Genomic DNA, 17,282 nt, shown 5'->3' on the forward strand with positions numbered 1-17,282 from the left:
TTGGCTTAATGTTGCAGGCAAAACCGCTGGCCTAGCTCAAATCATGGAGCGCCTTGCCAAGAGGCGGCGTGAGGCGCAGGTCAGAGAAGTGCACCGCCAGCCCCTGCCGCTCCGGCGTGCAGCACATCACCCCGATAAAACAGCGTTCGCTTGGCGGGAACGGGGCGAGGCGCAGCAACGGCCACACCTTGCCATCGGTGGAGTATTGCAAACGCAGGCAGTCCGCCAGCCGGGTCAGCCGCAGCCAGAAGCGGCGCGGATTGCCGGGGAAAATACCGGTGGCCCAGTCAGAGCGCGGATTGGTCAGCACGCTGCCGATCATCGGCTGGGCATCGTTGTACTCGATCCCCGCTTTCAGCCAGTGCGCCTCGTCTTGCAGCAGCATCAGCCCCGCCTGATCGTAGAGGGTGGTGAACTCCCCCTCGACGCAGACCTGAAAGGTAAACTCACCCGCCACCTCGCAGCCATAGAGATGGCCGCTGTGGCGCTCGAAGCCATACCAGGTGCTGCGCCAAAAATCGGTCTGCTGGTCCGTTACCACCTGCAAACCGTCGTCTGTCTGGTGCCACTGGGCCGGTTCATTGAGCCAACGCCACGCCGTCACTTCCATCATCCTGCTCTGCTCCTTTTTATCCCGCATAATCCCACACAAATGCAGCTCGCCAACCCCTAGTCCGGTCACGGCAGGTTATGGCTGCGCCTCTGCGGAACCCAAAAAGGAGTCAATAGTGTCGCTATTGCCGCCCCGATACAAGGCTTGTGCGTTGCGCCATCAGTGCGCCCAAAAAGCGCGGGGGGCCTGATGGCCCCCCGCAAACACACCGGATGAGAAAATGCCTTACTTGGCGGCGCTATCCTTCACGCACTTCTGGACAAAACTGTTCTTGGCCGCGCCAGCCAGCTTCTTGTCGGCCGCTGCCTTCTCGCACTTGGCCGCCGGATCCACCGCCGCGCCCGTCTTCACGCACTTCTGGATAAAGCTGTTCTTGGCCGCTCCGGCCAGCTTCTTGTCGGCGGCCGCCTTCTCGCACTCGCCGCTCGCAGCGCCCGCTGCATCTTTCACGCACTTGCCGACAAAGCTGGTCTTGGCGGCGCCGTTAAGCTTTTTGGCCGCGGCCTGCGCCTCGCACTGCAACTGGGCTGCGTCGTTGGCAAAGACCGGATTGGCCAGCAGCACGCTGCCGCAAAGCAGGCCGAACAGAATGGTACGCTTCATGGGTGATCTCCTCTCTATCTGGTGATGTGTTTGCATGGTCATATTTGCATGACGATGTGTTGCAAATGGCTGTGATTGCAACAGCTGATTGTTGCCGAAGACCCCCCGCCTCGCCAGCTTGGGAGACGGCGCAGAGGCCAACCAGCGCCCGCACTATAGCGCCGATTACCGGAGCGGGATTGTCCCCAGTCAGCCCTTCCTCAACGGCAAGACGGCCCACAACTTCCTCGCCACGCCCATCAACCTCAATCAAATCAAGGGCCATGGGAATCCTGCCTCCTGTCACACCCTTTTATTGAGCCAGCTCAAAAAATCAGTCATTACTGACACTTACGTCATTTTTTGACTGGTGTGGCCAGATTTGATTGGCTTAACATAGCCATCCGGTGCCTATTCATCAGTGATTGGTTGCTACCCGCGCTGGTTAATGGAGCATATTGGAAGCTGTAATCCACGGGCGGTAGCGTGGGTTTTGCACAGTGATTGATGCATTGCGTAGGTTGGCGCTGAGCGCAGCGAAGCCCAACACGTATGCCCTCGGTCAGTTGGTGGCCATTCGGTGCAATCGAACAGACTGGATATTTCCGGAAAGGAGAACCATGCGCTATCGCCGAGCAACAACCAGTGGGGCATATTGGTTCTTCACCGTCAACCTAGCTGACCGAAAGCAGGATCTGCTGGTACGTCATATCGACCTGCTGCGCGAAGTGCTCCGCCACGTCAAACAGCAACACCCCTTCGAGATTGTTGCCATGGTGGTGATGCCGGATCATCTTCATGCCATTTGGCAACTACCGCCGGGTGACAGTGACTATCCCATGCGCTGGTCTCTAATCAAGGCCGGCTTTTCACGAAGTCTCGCCAAAACAGAGCGGATACGGGAGAGCCGACTCAGAAAACGGGAACGCGGTATCTGGCAACGCCGTTATTGGGAGCATCTGATCCGGGATGACAAGGATCTGCAAGCCCATGTCGATTACATCCATTTCAATCCGGTCAAACATGGTTATTGTGCCAAACCGGTCGATTGGCCTTACTCCTCCATTCATCGCCATATCGCCGCAGGATGGATAACGCCAGATTGGGCCATTAATAGTGACTCGGGTCGGGAATAATCGGCTCGGAATGTGTTGTAGGTTGGCGCTGAGCGTAGCGAAGCCCAACAAACGGGATATATGACTTTCCAAACAAGATGAATTTTGACCATATAAAATCAAAAACCGAATTTAGCTTTCTCGGTAAACGTTGGGCTTCAGTTCGTGTAGGTTGGTGCTGAGCACTGCGAAGCCCAACAAATGGGAGAGGTAATTGCCAAAATACGATAGAAATCGTGGCAATATAAAACCAACAACCTAATTTAGCTTTCTCGGTAAACGTTGGGCTTCACTTCGTTCAGCACCAACCTACGATGGGTAGCCCAACCGATTAAATGTAACACTTCAGAGGTAAAATCATGCCTATTAGTAAAAACAAAAGAAAAAATTCATCAAAAAGTGGAAAGAATAGAACTCGTCTTTTAGACCACAAAAAAGTTGGCAAACAATTACAACCTGGCTTTGCTCAATTATCAGATAAAATCACATTCTCATCATGGTCAGATGAAAGATTGCCAGAGATGCTATGGGCTGCCATAATAAGAGTTATAATCGATCAGGATTATGCCATATCCGAATTTAGACGAATAATTTCCTTTGTCACCAATCACAAACACAAGGAAAAACTACATGATCTTACTTTTTCAGGGATTGCGAAATTAGAGGGCGACATAAAAGATGAATTTATTAAGTTCTTACTTCAGAATCAAAAAACCGCCAATGCACTTACTGTATTACGACTTTTTGAGACATTACCAGCACGTGACTCATGGTTGAAATTTCTACCTAATACAGAACCTGATCTTGAACTACTAATGCGCTCTGTCGGCATGTGCTTACCTCATCAATCACAAGAGGCTACAGACTGTCGTTGGTTAAAAGTCATGATTGGAGTCGCATCAGGTAAATTCCATGTTCCTGATATGATGGTTAAAGATTGGATTGGGTATCCCTATGAAGGCGATCAAAGATCGATAAGGCCATCTATAAGGGCTTGTGAAATGGCACAAAATCCACTTGTTGAACATGATCTCAAATGGGCTACAGACTTTTGGCAAGATGCATGGCAAAACTCACCATGTTTGGAAATAGTTTCACATAAGACTCAACCACTTGATGATTCGATATGTACGAAAGATGAACTATATATTATTCGAGACAGATTAGAAGCGCATTGGTCTGAAACGCATTCAACAACAGCGATTGATGCTAAGCACGATGGTATTTTCGGAATAGCATTCTATGTATTGACTGTTTTAGATGAACTAGTACAAGGTGAAAATAGGAATGGCATTCTTGGACGACTAGCTTTAAGAACTATTTTAGAGTGTCATATCAACCTTAGACATTTAATCAGCGAAGACAATGATGAATTATGGAGAAAATGGAGAACATATGGAGCCGGGCAAGCAAAGTTGAATGCGCTAAGGTTTGATGAACTAATAGAACCACCGAAATTCATAAATACAGAAACCATTGAAGCTATCGCTAGCGAAGATTTATGGGAAGAATTTATAAACATCGAACTAGGTAATTGGAGCAACTTGGACTTAAGAAAACTAAGTGAGAAAGCAAAGGTGAAAGATAAATATGATCAGTTTTACTCATGGACATCTGGATATTCACATGGCACATGGGGCCCAATAAGAGAAGTATGCTTTGAAACTTGCGGTAACCCACTTCATCGCCTTCATAGATATCCCAAAAAGAAAGCATTGCCAGATACACTATATGATGCATGCAATTTAGTTAATGAAGTTTTAAATGATCTAAATGCAATTTATCCAGGTTTTACACTCAGACTATTAGAACCTAAAAACAGCTAACTTTACAGCTCGAGTTATCACCTGAAACCGCCCTCAAAGCGATGTTTTTTAACGCGAAATCTGAAGCCTAGGACTATCACCTTTCTAGCCAGCCATTACTCGGCTGGCTGGCTTCTAACCCCCCACCCAACAATTCACCTGCTCTACCCCCACTCCTGCCATAAAATCGTGACCGTGGGAGACCAGCAGCAAGGTGCCCAAGTAGTAGACCAGCATTTGAACAAACAACAGCACATGCTTGCCCCCCTTTACCAATACACCAAAAAAATCCCCCGTTACCGGGGGATTTTTATTTCTATTGGTTAGCTCGCGGCTAAGGCTCAAGCCAGCAGAAACGCCCTTAACCGGGCAAACTCCGCCGGCAGGTTGTGGGACAAGAGCGGCAGCACGGCGTGCTTGGCGAGCGGGCCGGGCAGCGGTACATCCAGATTCAGGATCTCGTCCACCGACTCCTTGAACTTGGCGGGATGGGCGGTGCAGAGAAACACGCCGACTTCATCCTCGGCCAGCTGTTCACCCAGCAGATCCCAGGCAATGGCGCCGTGGGGTTCGCACAGGTAATCCAGCTGGTGCAGCCGTTTCAGCGCATCGCGGGTCTGGGCATCGTCACGCATACCGGAACCCAGGGTCTCCAGCGCCCAGCCTTTACGACGGCAGAGCTCTTCTACCCGCGGCCAGTTGTTGGGGCGGCTCACATCCATGGCGTTCGACAGGGTTGCCACTGTCTGGTGCGGCTCCCACTGACCGGTTTTCAGATAGCGCGGCACAGTGTCGTTGGCGTTGGTGGCGGCGATAAAGCGCTTCACCGGCAGCCCCAGCGCCTTGGCGATCAGCCCCGCAGTGAGGTTGCCGAAGTTGCCGGACGGCACGCTGATCACCGCCTTGGCGCGGTCAGCCTTGGGCAGCTGGGCTACCGCTTCGAAGTAGTAGCAAACCTGCGCCAGCAGACGGCTGATATTAATGGAGTTGGCGGAGTTGAGGCCAATGGCCTTTTTCAGCGCCTCGTCGTCAAAGGCCTGTTTTACCAGCGCCTGACAGGCATCGAAGTCGCCATCGATGGCGATGGTACGGATATTGCCGCCGAGGGTGCAGAAGAGCTTCTCCTGCAAGGGGCTGATCTTGCCCTTGGGATAGAGGATCACCACCTCGATCCCCTCCAGCCCGTAGAAGGCGTGGGCCACGGCGGCGCCGGTATCGCCCGAGGTGGCGGTGAGGATGGTGATTTTGTCGTTGGTTCTAAAGGCCGCGAGGCACTGGGCCATAAAGCGGCCACCGAAGTCCTTGAATGCCAGGGTCGGGCCGTGGAACAGCTCAAGGGCATAGGTGCCATCCTTGAGTTTCACCAGCGGCGCCGGGAAGGTGAAGGCGGCGTTGATAAGCTCGCTCACTTTCGCTGCAGGCACTTCGTCCCCCAGCAGGTGGCTCAGGATGCGGGCGGAACGTTCGGCCAGCGGCAGATCCAGCAGGGCATCCACATCGGCGAGCGGTTCGAGTTGTTCGGGGAAGAAGAGCCCCTGTTCGCGACCCAAGCCCTGACGCACCGCCTGAGCGAAGCTCACCTGTTCGCTGTTGTCCTTGATGTTGTAGAGATTCATAGCTCGCTTCCTGTTACCCGTGCCCCGGCCATGTCCAGTTTGCAGACCCGGGCAAATCCATCTTCGTTCCGCACAAAATGTGCTTCCATCCAATCCTTCATCCGCTCGGCCTGCGCCAGATCCTTCATCACCACAAATACGGTGGGGCCGGAGCCGGAGATGCCGGTAGCCAGCGCCCCGTTCTGGGCCGCCTGCGCCCGCACCTCGGCAAAGCCTTCGATCAGCGCCGCGCGGTAGGGCTCGGCAATCACGTCTTTCAAGACGCTCGCGGCCAGCCCCTCCTGCCCGGTGTAGCTGGCGTGAACAAAGGCAGCCAGGCGACGACCATAGGTGAGGCAATCCTGACGGCGATATTGGGCCGGCAGAATGGCGCGGGCAGCAGCGGTCGAAACCACGGTACCCGGGTAGCAGACCACCCAGTACCACTGATCGAACACCGGAATACCCTGACTGATAACGCCGTGCTCTTCCAGCACCAGCTGCATGCCGCCGAGATAACAGGGGGCCACGTTGTCGTAGTGAACGGAGCCGGAGATCTTGCCTTCCATCTCCCCCATCAGCAGCAGCATGTCGTGCTCGTTGAGCGGCGCGCCGTGAAAGGCGTTGAGCCCTTCAAGGGCCGCCACCACGCTGCAGGCGCTGGAACCCAGACCCGAGCCCACCGGCAGGTTCTTCTCCAGCACCATTTCGAGGGGCTTGAGTTTAAGGCCCCGCTTCTCCAGCGCCTCGCCATAGGCGACCCAGCAGTCATGGAGGATATTCTTTTTCGGATCGTCCGGCAGCTTATGGGCGTAACGGCCCACGGAGGAGAGGGCAAACGGCACATCAGCCGCTTTTACCTGCACCCGATCGCCGAGCAGAGAGCCATCAACGGGGGCGAGCGCCGCCCCCAGTACATCGAATCCCACGCTCAGGTTGGCGCTGGAGGCGGGGGCATAGGCGACGACGCTACTGCTCTGGTACATGTCTGAACTCATGCTTATAGCTCCTGCTTCCAGTTCTGGGTGCGCAGCACGTCGGCAAAGACGCCCGCCGCGGTCACTTCGGTACCGGCACCGTAGCCGCGCAGCACCAGCGGGATCGGCTGGTAGTAGGTGGAGAAGAAGGCAAGCGCGTTCTCCCCGTCTTTGACCTTGAACAGCGGCTCGTCGCCACCGACCGCCTTGATGGCGACCTTGCACTTGCCACCCTCGATGGAACCCACATAGCGCAGCACCTTGCCTTCACGCTGGGCGGCGGCGAACTGGTCGCGGAACCAGCCGTCGGCTTCGGGCAGGCGGGCCATAAAGGCTTCCACGTCGCCGCTGGCGTCAAATCCGGGCGGCAGCGCCTGCTCCACTTCCACATCGGAGAGCTCCAGCGCCATGCCGGCTTCACGAGCCAGAATGAGCAGCTTGCGCGCCACATCCATGCCGTTGAGATCGTCGCGGGGATCCGGCTCGGTAAAGCCGTTGCTGCGGGCAATCTTGGTGGCTTCAGAGAACGCCATCCCCTCATCCAGCTTGCCGAAGATAAAGGAGAGGGAGCCGGACAGAATGCCGTCGAAGGCACGCAGCTTGTCACCGGCCTTGATAAGATTCTGCAGGTTCTCGATAACCGGCAGACCGGCGCCCACGTTGGTCTCGTACAGGAACTTGCGGCGAGTCTGGCGGGCAGTGCGACGCAGCGCCTTGTAGTAATCGAGCGAACCGGTGTTGGCCTTCTTGTTCGGAGTCACCACGTGGAAACCGGCGGCGAGGAAGTCGGCATACTGGACGGCCACCGCCTCGGAGGAGGTGCAGTCGACGATCACCGGGTTGATGATGTGGCTGTCTTCCACCAGCTTTTTCACCCCTTCCAGCGAGAAGCTGTCACGGGCTTCCACCAGCTGTTCACGCCAGTTGGCGAGGTTCAGGCCATCCTTGTTGACCGCCATCTGGCGGCTGTTGGCGATGCCGACCACGCGAAGGCCAGTGCCCTGCTCGGCCAGTACCGGTTGCTGGCGGGCAATCTGATCCACCAGCGCCGCACCGACGCCGCCGACTCCGACCACAAAGAGATCGATAAACTGCTGGCTGCCAAAGAAGTTCTGGTGACACGCCTTGATGGCTTCCGCCACCTTGCGATCCCGCACCACCGCCGAGATGGAGCGCTCACTGGAGCCCTGCGCGATGGCGACGATGTTGATGGAGGCTTGCGCCAGCGAGGTGAAGAAGCGGGCTGCCATCCCCTTGCTGGTGCGCATGCCGTCACCGATGAGGGAAATGATCGCCAGATCGCTGATGATATCCAGCGGCTCCAGCAGTTGGTTTTTGAATTCGAGCTCGAACTCGCGCTCCAGCACCTTGCGAGTCTTATCCTGGTCGTAGCTGTGGATACAGAAGCTGACGCTGTACTCGGAAGATGACTGGGTGATCAGCACGATGCTAACCCCGGCGCGGGAGACGGCGGAGAAGATGCGACCGGCCATGCCGACCATCCCCTTCATGCCGGGGCCGGAGACGTTGAACATGCACATGCCGGAGAGATCCGAGATGGCCTTCACTTTCAGGTCATCGTCGCCGCTCTCGGGGCCGATCAGGGTGCCCGGCCCTTGCGGGTTGAAGCTGTTCTTGATGAGGCAGGGAATATGGAACTGGGCCACCGGTGCGATGGTTTTCGGGTGAAGCACCTTGGCGCCGAAGTAGGAGAGCTCCATCGCCTCCTTGTAGGAGAGGGTTTTCAGCAGATAGGCATCCGGTACCAGACGGGGGTCACAGCTGTAGCAACCCTCGACGTCAGTCCAGATCTCGCAGCACTCGGCATCGACGCATGCCGCCAAGACGGCGGCGGAGTAGTCGGAGCCGTTGCGACCCAGCAGCACGGTCTCGCCCTTGTCGCTGCCACCGGTAAAGCCCGGCATCAGATAAAGACAGTCGCTACGCAGCCCCTTGGCGGCAAAGCGCAGGCGGGAGGCTTCGATATCGACATGGGCTTCCAGATAACCGCCGTCGGTGACCAGCAGCTCTTCCGGCACGATCAGCTCCAGATCCAGACCGCGCACCCGCAGCAGTTCGTGCATAAAGGCGATGGAGAGGTTCTCGCCACGGCTCAGAATGCGCGCCTGCACGTTGTCCGGGCAGAGCCCCAGCAGACGGATGCCTTGCATCAGCCGCTCAACCTGATCCAGCTCGGCGGTGAGACGGGCCAGCAGCGCCTTGTCATCCAGCGCCGGATAGGCCGCCTTCAACCCGGCCAGCAGGCGGGAGAAGATGCCGTTCACTTCAAACAGGGTGGAACTGGCATCCATGCCGCGGCTGGTCTGCTCCACCAGCGCCACCAGATGATTGGTCACCTTGGCAGGTGCAGAGAGCACCAGGGCTACCTGAGATTGGCCGTGGGTGTTGACCGCGATATCGGCCACCCGTAAAAAACGTTCTGCATCGGCCAGTGAAGACCCGCCAAATTTCAACACTCTCATCGCTTTCTCTCCCTGTAAATCTATGAAATTCAATCTAAAAACCAATCCAACAAAAAGGCCCGTACTGGGTGGGTACGGGCCTTTTCTGATTTCTGTGCTTGTTCGTCAGCGCATCAACCGGCCCCAGTGCCACCTGTGGTGGTACCGGTAATAATGGTGGTGGTGATGACGTTGGTGAATAACTGCATGACGAACACTCGTTGACGAAGCTGGCTTTTAGCAATACCGCGGCTGGCCTTGGGCTGTCAACTTAAACCTCTTTGCCAAGTTTGCGCGCAAGGTCTTTGCAGAGCAGGTGGAGCATGTTCAAATCCCGCTGCGGCAGCATGGGCACCCGGTCCATCACCCATTGATGCAGTTTTTCATCCTGCGAAACTCCGAGTTCACCCAGCAATTCTGCTGTTTTGCTTTTCAGCACCCGAACCTGCCCGGCGTTATCAAAATTTTCTGCTACCGCAGCGCCGCCGTCGGCGTTCAGCTCATCCATCAGCTGACTCATCTCATAGGCGTAGAGCATGATCGCCTGCCCCAGATTGAGGGAGGGGTAGCTCACCTTGAGGGGCAGATAGCTGATGAGATCGACTTCGGCCAGCTGCTCGTTGGAGAGCCCCGACTCCTCGCAGCCAAAGACGATGGCCACCTTGTTGAGTGAAGGTTTGCTGCGGATCTGCTCGCGGATCTCCCCCGGGGTGAGGTAGTGCTGGTAGCGACCACGCTCACGGGCAGTGGTGGCGATCACCAGATCCATGTCGGCCAGCGCCTCGGGCAGGGTATCGAACGCTTCGGCCTGAGTCAGGATCTCCTGGGCGCCGTGAGCCACCCAGCTCGCCTCCTCCTCTTCGTGTACCCGGCTCGCCACCAGTCGCATGGCATCGAATCCCATGGTTTTCATGGCGCGGGCAGCCGCCCCCACATTCGCAGGTCGGGCAGGTGCCACCAGGACAAAATAGAGCTTCATCGGGTTTCCTCGCAGGCCAAACGGCCTCTCAAACAGACAGCAAACAGTCGCTAAACCATCACCAAAACAGGGGCGCAATCTACCGTTTATCCCCGAAAATTGCCACTTGAACAGACGTTTGAATGTTGCGATAGTGGCCAGACGTGTGAACAAATTACCCCCAATCCTTCGCGCTATCGGCCCGACAGATCACAAGGAAGAGAGAGATGCAGCAGCCATTGGAACAGGCCGTCGCCGAGACTATCCTGCAACGCTTCGAGTCGTTTTACAGCCGGTTTCTCGAGATAACTCAGGGCAGCAAGAGCCGCTTCGAGAACAGTGACTGGCTGGGGGTACAGCTGGCGGGGCGCGAGCGCATTCGCCTCTATGACCACCATGTGGGGGCCACCGCCAGCTCCATCCGCCAGATGATGGGGGAGCACCACGCCACTCAGGAGCTGCTCAAGCGGGTGAAGGGGGCCTTCAGCGATCTGCTGCCCAAGTGCGAGAACTTCGAGGTGGCGGAGTCCTTCTTCAACTCCGTCTATCGCCGCATCTTTCGCCATCGCAATATCCGCGACGAGAACCTCTATATCCACCCCTTCGTCAGCCGCGGCGACAAGCCCGATCTCGGCGCATTGCTGCGCATCTATCGCACCGATCTCGCCCACCTGCCGCAGACCCTGAGCCAGCTGCTCGGGGATTACAGCTTCACCCTCCCCTACGAGGACAAGCAGCGGGATATTGTCGACATCCACCGCCATCTTGCCGAGAACGGCCCGCAAATCCTCCATGATGAACCCTTTGCCATCGAGCTATTGAAAGAGGTGTTCTACCGCAACAAGGGGGCCTATCTGGTGGGGCTTATTCGGGTGAAGGATCAGGTCTTCCCCTTTATCCTGCCCCTGCTCAGCACCGGCCAGAGCATCTATGTGGACACCGTCATCTTCGAGCCGGATCTCGCCTCCATCGTCTTTGGCTTCGCCCGCGCCTACTTTATGGTTTATGCCCGCGAACCGGCGCTGTTTGTCGCCTTTCTGCGCCAGATCATGCCCCACAAGCCCGATTACGAGATCTACAACGCCATCGGCTGCCAGAAGCACGGCAAGACCGAGCTCTATCGCCACTACCGCCACCATCTGGCCCAGAGTCGGGATCAGTTCATCATCGCGCCGGGCATCAAGGGGATGGTGATGAGCGTGTTTACCCTCCCCTCCTACGATGTGGTGTTCAAGGTGATCAAGGACGAGTTCACCCCGCCCAAGGAGGTGAGCCACGAGCAGGTCAAAGAGAAGTACCGGCTGGTTAAACAGCACGATCGGGTTGGCCGCATGGCCGATACCCAGGAGTTCACCAACTTCGAGTTTCCCCTCGATCGCATCTCGCCCGAACTGCTGGCCGAACTCAAGACGGTGGCCCCCTCGGCCCTCACCATCACGGACGACAAGCTGGTGATCAAGCACCTCTACACCGAGCGCAAGATGATCCCCCTCAACCTCTATCTCGACAAGGCGGACGAGCAGCAGACCCGGCTCGCGCTAGAGGAGTACGGCAATGCCATCAAGCAGCTGGCGGCGGCCAACATCTTCCCGGGGGACATGCTGTTCAAGAACTTCGGCGTCACCCGTCATGGCCGGGTGGTCTTCTACGACTACGACGAGATCTGCTACATGACGGAGTGCAACTTCCGCCAGATCCCGCCGCCCCGCTACCCCGAGGATGAGTGGAGCGCCGAGCCCTGGTACTCGGTGGCCCCCAACGACATCTTCCCCGAGGAGTTCGCCACCTTCCTGCTGCAAAAGCCGCAGGTGCGCGAGATCATGCTGCAACTGCACAAGGAGATGTTCGACGCCAACTACTGGAAGATGCTGCAGAGCAACATCAAGGTGGGGGTGTTCGAGGATGTCTATCCCTACCGGCGCAAGAAACGCTTCAAATACCAGCGCGGCGGCTGATCCCACAGAGTCCGCGCACATCGCAGCTACGAAAACGGGGTGGCCCAAGCCACCCCGTTTTGCTATCCGCTTTGCGCCTTAACTGCCGCGACGACGGATCACCCCCTCCTGCATGGTGCTCGCCACCAGCATGCCATCACGGGTGAAGAACTGACCGCGTACCAGACCGCGACCGCTGCTGGCGCTCGGGCTGTCTACCACGTAGAGCAGCCAGTCGTCGAAGCGGAAATCCCGGTGGAACCACATGGAGTGGTCGATGGTGGCTACCTGCATATCCGGCTCCCAGTACGACACCCCGTGCGGCTGAAGCGAGGTGAGCAGGAAGTTGAAGTCGGAGGCATAGGCCAGCAGGTATTTGTGCACCCGCAGATCGTCCGGCATCTGGCCGTTGGCCTTGAACCAGACGTGGCGCACCGGATCCTGCACTGTCGGGCGAATAGGGTCGACCAGGGTCACCGGGCGCATCTCGATGGGCTGCTCACAGAGGATCTTGTCCCGCAGGGAGGCCGGGATCAGGTTCTCGTAGGGGCGCACCAGCTCCAGCTCGCTCTTGAGCTCCTCCGGCGGAGTGATGCCGGTCGGCATCTGCGCCTGATGCTCGAAGCCGTCGGCCGGCACCTGAAACGAGGCGTTGAGATAGAAGATGGGCTTGCCGCCCTGAATCGCCTTGACCCGGCGGGTGGAGACGGTCTGGCCGTCACGGATATTCTCCACGTCATAGACGATGGGACGGGTCACATCCCCCGGACGCAGGAAGTAGGAGTGAAAACTGTGGACCTGACGGCCGGTCTCGACCGTCTGCTTGGCGGCTGACAAGGCCTGCCCCATTACCTGTCCGCCAAACACGGCCCGCAGACCGAGATCCTGGCTCTGGCCCCGAAACAGGCCCTCCTCGATTTTTTCCAGCGCCAGCAACGCCAGCAGCTCATCAAGTACCTTGCTCATCGTTCACTCCTCTATCAGAGCCGCACAGGCTAACAAGCTCACCGGAGCAGAGCAACCGCCACAACCCCTTCCGCCCGCCAAAGGGAACTTCAAGGGCCATACACCGCGACCAGCAGCATTTATCGAGTCTGTTTTTTCCTTGCCAGAACCGCTACGCTGTCAGCAATCGATAGAGGTGAGGTCACCCGCCATGCACATCCGTTATCCGGTCACGCCCTCTGCCACTTATCGCCCCCGCTCGTCCCTTCGCCTTCTTGCCACCCTGTTTGCTCTTTCGCTGCTCCCGGCCGCCACTGTGCAGAGTGCGGTAATTATCACCGGCGAATTACCCCCCTACTCTTCGGCGACGCTGGCCGATGGCGGCGAGCTGGCGAGCAAGGTGCTCACCACTCTCAAAGCGGCGGGCCACCCGGATCTGCGGGTCTCCTACCAACCCTGGCCGAGGGGGCTTAAAAACATCGAGCTGGGCAACGCCATCGCCGCCTTCCCCTTTACCTGGACCAACGAGCGCAGCAACAGCCTGCTGTTCAGTACCCCCATCGCCTTCGATATCCAGTCCTGGTACACCACGCCCGACAAGAAGGGACTGGAATCCCCGCCCTGGCAGCAGAAAACCGCCTGCGTGCCCAAGGGGTGGTTCTCCGACGCCATCGAGCGGGTCATCAACGATCAGGGGCTGATCGTCAGAACCACCAACCGCCTCAACCAGTGCGTCGAGCTGCTGAAAAAGGACAAAGTCGATCTGGTGCCCATCAACGACACCTCGAAAAAGAACCTCTCGGAGGAGGACAACGCCGCTCTCTACCGTCTCTCGCTGTTTCGCCAGAACGTCACCTTCTATCTGGTCACCGCCCGCAACGAAGAGGGAAAGATGTTTATACGTGACTTCAACAAAGAGTGGATGACTCCGGCCAACTGAGGAGTGTGAGAGCAATCATTGCCACATGACCAGAGCCAGCCTGCAGCTGGAGGTCACCCGCTAGAGATGAAAAAGGCCCGCACCAGTTGGTGCGGGCCTTTGCTTGGCCGACTGCGCACTTGAACGGCACGCAGTTCGCAACGGGCTATCAGCTTACTTGCTGCCGGTGCCGGAGTTGCGGGTAGAGGCTTGCGGCTTGCGACGGGCGGTGGTGGCGCGAGCGCGCGGCTCTTTGCCCTGCATCTCTTTGTGACGCTGCACGGCGCGACGGATCTGGGCGGCCTGCTTGTGACGGCTGGTTTTGCCATCCTGCTGCAGATCGACCTTGGATTCGGTCTCCGGCGGAAGGTTGACCAGACCGCGCAGGTAGTTTACTTCCGGCAGTTTCAGCTCTTGCCAGCCGCCGCGCGGGATGCCGCGGTCCAGCTTGACGTCGCCGTAGCGGATACGCATCAGGCGGCTCACCTGCACTTCCTGGGATTCCCACAGGCGGCGCACTTCACGGTTTCGACCTTCGGTCAGGGTGACGTTGAACCACTGGTTCAGACCCTCACCGCCAGCCGGTTTGATCTTGTTGAACTTGGCGGTGCCATCTTCCAGCTGCACGCCCTTGCGCAGACGCTGCAGCATGGCTTCGGTGATTTCGCCAAAGACACGTACCGCGTATTCCCGCTCCACTTCGTGGCTCGGGTGCATCAGGCGGTTGGCCAGCTCACCGTCGGTGGTGAACAGCAGCAGACCGGAGGTGTTGACGTCGAGGCGGCCGACCGCGATCCAGCGGGCACCTTCCATCTTGGGCAGACGATCAAACACGGTGGGACGACCTTCCGGATCGTGACGGGTACACATCTCCCCTTCCGGCTTGTGGTAAGCCAGTACGCGGCAGATCACTTCCTCTGCGGCACGGGTCTTGACCTGGTGACCATCCACCCGGATCACGGCGTTCACTTCGACGCGATCCCCCAGTGTGGCGACCTTGCCATCCACACTGACCCGACCTGCGGTGATCAGGGCCTCCATCTCACGACGGGAGCCGTGACCCGCGCGGGCCAACACTTTTTGCAGTTTTTCACTCATCGGGGTTACCTGATTGTTGATCGCTGCCCACTGGTAAAAGAGGCAACGGGGTTAACTGTAACAAACGCCGGTTGGAGCACTCGCCACAGTTGAAAAATGTATATCTCGGTGACATCGGCACGCTTGGGCGCCATTCACCGGGCATCGCTCTCCCCGTCCACCGCAGAGGGCAACAGGGGTTGCAGCTCCGGATCCAGCTCGGGGAGCTGCTCCAGACTCTGCAGATTAAAGTAATCCAGAAACTCTCTGGTGGTGGCGAGCAACTCGGGGCGACCGGCCACCTCTTTGTGGCCTATGCTGCGCACCCAGCCACGTTCTTTCAGGGTATTCACTATCTGGCTCGACACCGCCACCCCGCGGATCGCTTCGATCTCGGCCCGGGTGATGGGTTGGCGATAGGCGATCAGGGTCAGTGTCTCCATCACGGCGCGCGAATAACGCGGCGCCCGCTCGCTCCAGAGCCGCGAGAGCTCTTCGGCATACTCCTGACGCGCCTGAAAGCGCCAGCCGGAGGCGACCTCTTTGAGCTCGACGCCTCGCGAGCTGTAATCTTGCCTGATCTCGGCCAACAGCAGCTGAACATAACGACTGGTCACCGGATAATCGGCCAGCACGCTGCTTTTCAGCTCGCTGACATTGAGCGGACGACCGGCCACGAACAGCGCCGCTTCGATCAGGGTCTTGAGTCGTTCAGTGGGCAGCGCCACGGTTGCCCTCCTCGCTCTGCTCGGCCAATGCGAAATGGATTGGGCCAAGGGGTTCTGCCTGCAGGATCCAGATCAGTTGCTCCTTGCACAGCTCCAGCAGGGCCAGAAACGTCACCAGCACCCCCATGCGCCCCTCTTCGGCGCGCAGCACCTGCTCAAGGCGCAGGGTCTGTCCCAGGGTGAGCATGGCAAGGATCTCCGCCATGCGCACCCGGGTCGGGATCTGTTCGCGGCGGATCTGGTGATGTTCGAAATGAGTCGCGCGTTTTACCACACTTTGCATGTAAAGGGCGAGCTCAACCAGCGAAACATCGGGCGCAAGTGGCTTGAGGGCACCAAAATCGGGGGGCAAGGCGGCTGCGATATAAATCTCCCGCTCCACCCGTGGCAGCTCATTGACCCTCTCCGCCCCTACCTTGTAACGCTCGTACTCCTGCAGGCGGCGAATAAGGGTCACCCGCGGGTCTTCTCCCTCATCTTCATCCTCCAGCTCCGGCGCCTTGGGCAGCAGCAGGCGGGATTTGATCTCCGCCAGCCAGGCCGCCATCAGCAGGTATTCGGCCGCCAGCTCAAGGTTGAGCCCCTGCATCAGCTCCACGTACTCCATGTACTGGGCAGTGATCTGAAGGATTGGCAGGTTGAGGATATCGAGCTGCTGACGCCGGATAAGGTAGAGCAGCAGATCGAGCGGCCCCTCGAAGGTATCGAGGAACACCTCCAGCGCATCGGGTGGGATGAACAGGTCCTGAGGCAGCTCGTGATAGGGCTGCCCCAGGACTTTCGCGATGGGTAGCGCGGCGCCAGTCCCCGTCTCGGCGGAAGGAACTGTCACCGGTTCAGCGACATCACTCAAACGGAGTCGGGTCTCCGGCGCCGCGACGACGCAATACCGGCTCGTCGTCAGAGAAATCGACCACTGTGGTGGGCTGCTCGCCCAGATAACCGCCGTTGACCACCAGATCGATCTGCTTGCCCAGCTTGTCGAAGATCTCTTCCGGGTCGAACTCGGCCATCTCGGAGTCCGGCAGGATCAGAGTGGTGGAGAGCAGCGGCTCGCCGAGGGCTTCCAAGAGCGCCTGAGCAATCTTGTTGTCCGGCACCCGGATGCCGATGCTCTTCTTCTTCTCGTTCATCAGGCGGCGCGGCACCTCTTTGGTCGCCTTGAAGATGAAGGTGTAGGCGCCCGGGGTGTTGTTCTTGATCAGGCGAAACGCGCTGTTGTCGACCTTGGCGTAAGTGGAGATCTCGGAGAGATCGCGACACACCAGGGTGAAGTCGTGGTTGGCATCGAGGCGACGGATGCGGCAGATGCGCTCCAGCGCGCCCTTGTCACCCATCTGGCAACCCAGCGCATAACCGGAGTCGGTCGGATAGACGATAACGCCGCCGTTCTGGATGATCTGTACCGCCTGACCGATCAGTCGGGCCTGGGGGTTTTCCGGATGTACGTAAAAATGCTGACTCATAACTTGTTCTCGCAATGGGGGCAGCAATACCTGCCCGCTCGTATGGTCACGGGCCAAAGACCCATGACACTACCTTAACCTGTTTGTGGCCGCTTCGCTGATGCCG

Annotated in this window: 16 protein-coding genes; 5 read left to right on the forward strand and 11 right to left on the reverse strand. The window is 58.0% G+C overall.

The annotated features are described in order from the left end of the window. Nucleotides 1-31 precede the first annotated feature (31 nt). Both ACTG20_RS16375 and ACTG20_RS16380 read right to left on the reverse strand, forming a co-directional pair. Nucleotides 32-613: a DUF1349 domain-containing protein gene (locus ACTG20_RS16375; protein WP_194495869.1), complete on the reverse strand. Its 582-nt coding sequence runs from the start codon at nucleotides 611-613 to the stop codon at nucleotides 32-34. Nucleotides 614-838: 225 nt separating this feature from the next. Then, entirely contained in the window at nucleotides 839-1,216 is a 378-nt protein-coding gene (locus ACTG20_RS16380; protein ID WP_005350251.1) for a hypothetical protein, read from the reverse strand. A 91-nt stretch (nucleotides 1,217-1,307) separates the two neighbouring features. On the opposite strand from ACTG20_RS16380, the gene ACTG20_RS16385 reads away from it, so the two are divergent. The 3 genes from ACTG20_RS16385 (at nucleotide 1,308) to ACTG20_RS16395 (ending at nucleotide 4,136) form a co-directional block, all read left to right on the forward strand. Continuing rightward, the gene (locus ACTG20_RS16385; RefSeq protein ID WP_194495868.1) at nucleotides 1,308-1,562 is read left to right on the forward strand and encodes a hypothetical protein; all 255 of its coding nucleotides are present in this window, start codon (nucleotides 1,308-1,310) and stop codon (nucleotides 1,560-1,562) included. A gap of 253 nt (nucleotides 1,563-1,815) precedes the next feature. Then, nucleotides 1,816-2,331 (forward strand): REP-associated tyrosine transposase, encoded by a 516-nt coding sequence (locus ACTG20_RS16390; RefSeq protein WP_194495867.1) that lies wholly within the window; start codon nucleotides 1,816-1,818, stop codon nucleotides 2,329-2,331. A gap of 338 nt (nucleotides 2,332-2,669) precedes the next feature. Further along, a complete protein-coding gene (locus tag ACTG20_RS16395; RefSeq protein WP_194495866.1) occupies nucleotides 2,670-4,136 on the forward strand; it encodes a DUF5677 domain-containing protein in 1,467 nt (488 codons plus the stop codon). Nucleotides 4,137-4,456: 320 nt separating this feature from the next. On the opposite strand, the gene thrC is transcribed toward ACTG20_RS16395, so the two are convergent. The 4 genes from thrC to ACTG20_RS16415 all read right to left on the reverse strand — a co-directional run bounded on the left by thrC (nucleotide 4,457) and on the right by ACTG20_RS16415 (nucleotide 10,128). After that, nucleotides 4,457-5,731, reverse strand: coding sequence for a threonine synthase (gene thrC / locus ACTG20_RS16400; protein WP_194495865.1), 1,275 nt, complete (start codon nucleotides 5,729-5,731; stop codon nucleotides 4,457-4,459). Beyond that, nucleotides 5,728-6,708, reverse strand: coding sequence for a homoserine kinase (gene thrB, locus ACTG20_RS16405; RefSeq protein ID WP_194495864.1), 981 nt, complete (start codon nucleotides 6,706-6,708; stop codon nucleotides 5,728-5,730). The genes thrC and thrB overlap by 4 nt, the downstream gene beginning before the upstream one ends. A 2-nt stretch (nucleotides 6,709-6,710) precedes the next feature. Next, nucleotides 6,711-9,170 carry a bifunctional aspartate kinase/homoserine dehydrogenase I gene (gene thrA, locus ACTG20_RS16410; RefSeq protein ID WP_194495863.1) on the reverse strand — a complete coding sequence of 820 codons (2,460 nt, stop codon included), beginning with the start codon at nucleotides 9,168-9,170 and terminating at the stop codon, nucleotides 6,711-6,713. Nucleotides 9,171-9,420: 250 nt separating this feature from the next. Further along, complete coding sequence (locus tag ACTG20_RS16415) at nucleotides 9,421-10,128, reverse strand: tRNA/rRNA methyltransferase (protein WP_100654199.1); 708 nt, start codon at nucleotides 10,126-10,128, stop codon at nucleotides 9,421-9,423. Nucleotides 10,129-10,334: 206 nt separating this feature from the next. On the opposite strand from ACTG20_RS16415, the gene aceK reads away from it, so the two are divergent. Beyond that, nucleotides 10,335-12,062: a bifunctional isocitrate dehydrogenase kinase/phosphatase gene (gene aceK / locus ACTG20_RS16420; RefSeq protein ID WP_194495862.1), complete on the forward strand. Its 1,728-nt coding sequence runs from the start codon at nucleotides 10,335-10,337 to the stop codon at nucleotides 12,060-12,062. A 78-nt stretch (nucleotides 12,063-12,140) separates the two neighbouring features. Here aceK and tesB read toward each other — a convergent pair whose 3' ends face one another. Further along, entirely contained in the window at nucleotides 12,141-13,007 is an 867-nt protein-coding gene (tesB, locus tag ACTG20_RS16425) for an acyl-CoA thioesterase II (RefSeq protein WP_019445657.1), read from the reverse strand. A 190-nt stretch (nucleotides 13,008-13,197) separates the two neighbouring features. Here tesB and ACTG20_RS16430 point away from each other — a divergent pair, with 190 nt between their 5' ends. Further along, nucleotides 13,198-13,926, forward strand: coding sequence for a transporter substrate-binding domain-containing protein (locus tag ACTG20_RS16430; protein WP_194495861.1), 729 nt, complete (start codon nucleotides 13,198-13,200; stop codon nucleotides 13,924-13,926). Between the two features lie 153 nt (nucleotides 13,927-14,079). On the opposite strand, the gene rluB is transcribed toward ACTG20_RS16430, so the two are convergent. The 4 genes from rluB to ACTG20_RS16450 all read right to left on the reverse strand — a co-directional run bounded on the left by rluB (nucleotide 14,080) and on the right by ACTG20_RS16450 (nucleotide 17,176). Next, complete coding sequence (gene rluB / locus ACTG20_RS16435) at nucleotides 14,080-15,003, reverse strand: 23S rRNA pseudouridine(2605) synthase RluB (RefSeq protein WP_005347347.1); 924 nt, start codon at nucleotides 15,001-15,003, stop codon at nucleotides 14,080-14,082. A 134-nt stretch (nucleotides 15,004-15,137) separates the two neighbouring features. Beyond that, the gene (scpB, locus tag ACTG20_RS16440; RefSeq protein WP_005350230.1) at nucleotides 15,138-15,710 is read right to left on the reverse strand and encodes an SMC-Scp complex subunit ScpB; all 573 of its coding nucleotides are present in this window, start codon (nucleotides 15,708-15,710) and stop codon (nucleotides 15,138-15,140) included. After that, nucleotides 15,694-16,563, reverse strand: coding sequence for a segregation and condensation protein A (locus tag ACTG20_RS16445; RefSeq protein WP_005347349.1), 870 nt, complete (start codon nucleotides 16,561-16,563; stop codon nucleotides 15,694-15,696). The genes scpB and ACTG20_RS16445 overlap by 17 nt, the downstream gene beginning before the upstream one ends. Further along, nucleotides 16,556-17,176, reverse strand: a complete 621-nt coding sequence (locus ACTG20_RS16450; protein WP_005338129.1) for an L-threonylcarbamoyladenylate synthase — start codon at nucleotides 17,174-17,176, stop codon at nucleotides 16,556-16,558. The genes ACTG20_RS16445 and ACTG20_RS16450 overlap by 8 nt, the downstream gene beginning before the upstream one ends. Between the last annotated feature and the right edge of the window lie 106 nt (nucleotides 17,177-17,282).

The sequence above is a fragment of the Aeromonas sp. 84A genome (assembly GCF_051919345.1).
Taxonomy (GTDB): Bacteria; Pseudomonadota; Gammaproteobacteria; order Enterobacterales; family Aeromonadaceae; genus Aeromonas; species Aeromonas veronii.

Bases quoted from the DNA above. Each gene is read 5' to 3' on its own strand.
- ACTG20_RS16375 (WP_194495869.1), bottom strand. From the start codon at position 613: ATGATGGAAGTGACGGCGTGGCGTTGGCTCAATGAACCGGCCCAGTGG.
- ACTG20_RS16380 (WP_005350251.1), bottom strand. From the start codon at position 1,216: ATGAAGCGTACCATTCTGTTCGGCCTGCTTTGCGGCAGCGTGCTGCTG.
- ACTG20_RS16390 (WP_194495867.1), top strand. From the start codon at position 1,816: ATGCGCTATCGCCGAGCAACAACCAGTGGGGCATATTGGTTCTTCACC.
- ACTG20_RS16395 (WP_194495866.1), top strand. From the start codon at position 2,670: ATGCCTATTAGTAAAAACAAAAGAAAAAATTCATCAAAAAGTGGAAAG.
- thrC (WP_194495865.1), bottom strand. From the start codon at position 5,731: ATGAATCTCTACAACATCAAGGACAACAGCGAACAGGTGAGCTTCGCT.
- thrB (WP_194495864.1), bottom strand. From the start codon at position 6,708: ATGAGTTCAGACATGTACCAGAGCAGTAGCGTCGTCGCCTATGCCCCC.
- thrA (WP_194495863.1), bottom strand. From the start codon at position 9,170: ATGAGAGTGTTGAAATTTGGCGGGTCTTCACTGGCCGATGCAGAACGT.
- ACTG20_RS16415 (WP_100654199.1), bottom strand. From the start codon at position 10,128: ATGAAGCTCTATTTTGTCCTGGTGGCACCTGCCCGACCTGCGAATGTG.
- aceK (WP_194495862.1), top strand. From the start codon at position 10,335: ATGCAGCAGCCATTGGAACAGGCCGTCGCCGAGACTATCCTGCAACGC.
- tesB (WP_019445657.1), bottom strand. From the start codon at position 13,007: ATGAGCAAGGTACTTGATGAGCTGCTGGCGTTGCTGGCGCTGGAAAAA.
- ACTG20_RS16430 (WP_194495861.1), top strand. From the start codon at position 13,198: ATGCACATCCGTTATCCGGTCACGCCCTCTGCCACTTATCGCCCCCGC.
- rluB (WP_005347347.1), bottom strand. From the start codon at position 15,003: ATGAGTGAAAAACTGCAAAAAGTGTTGGCCCGCGCGGGTCACGGCTCC.
- ACTG20_RS16450 (WP_005338129.1), bottom strand. From the start codon at position 17,176: ATGAGTCAGCATTTTTACGTACATCCGGAAAACCCCCAGGCCCGACTG.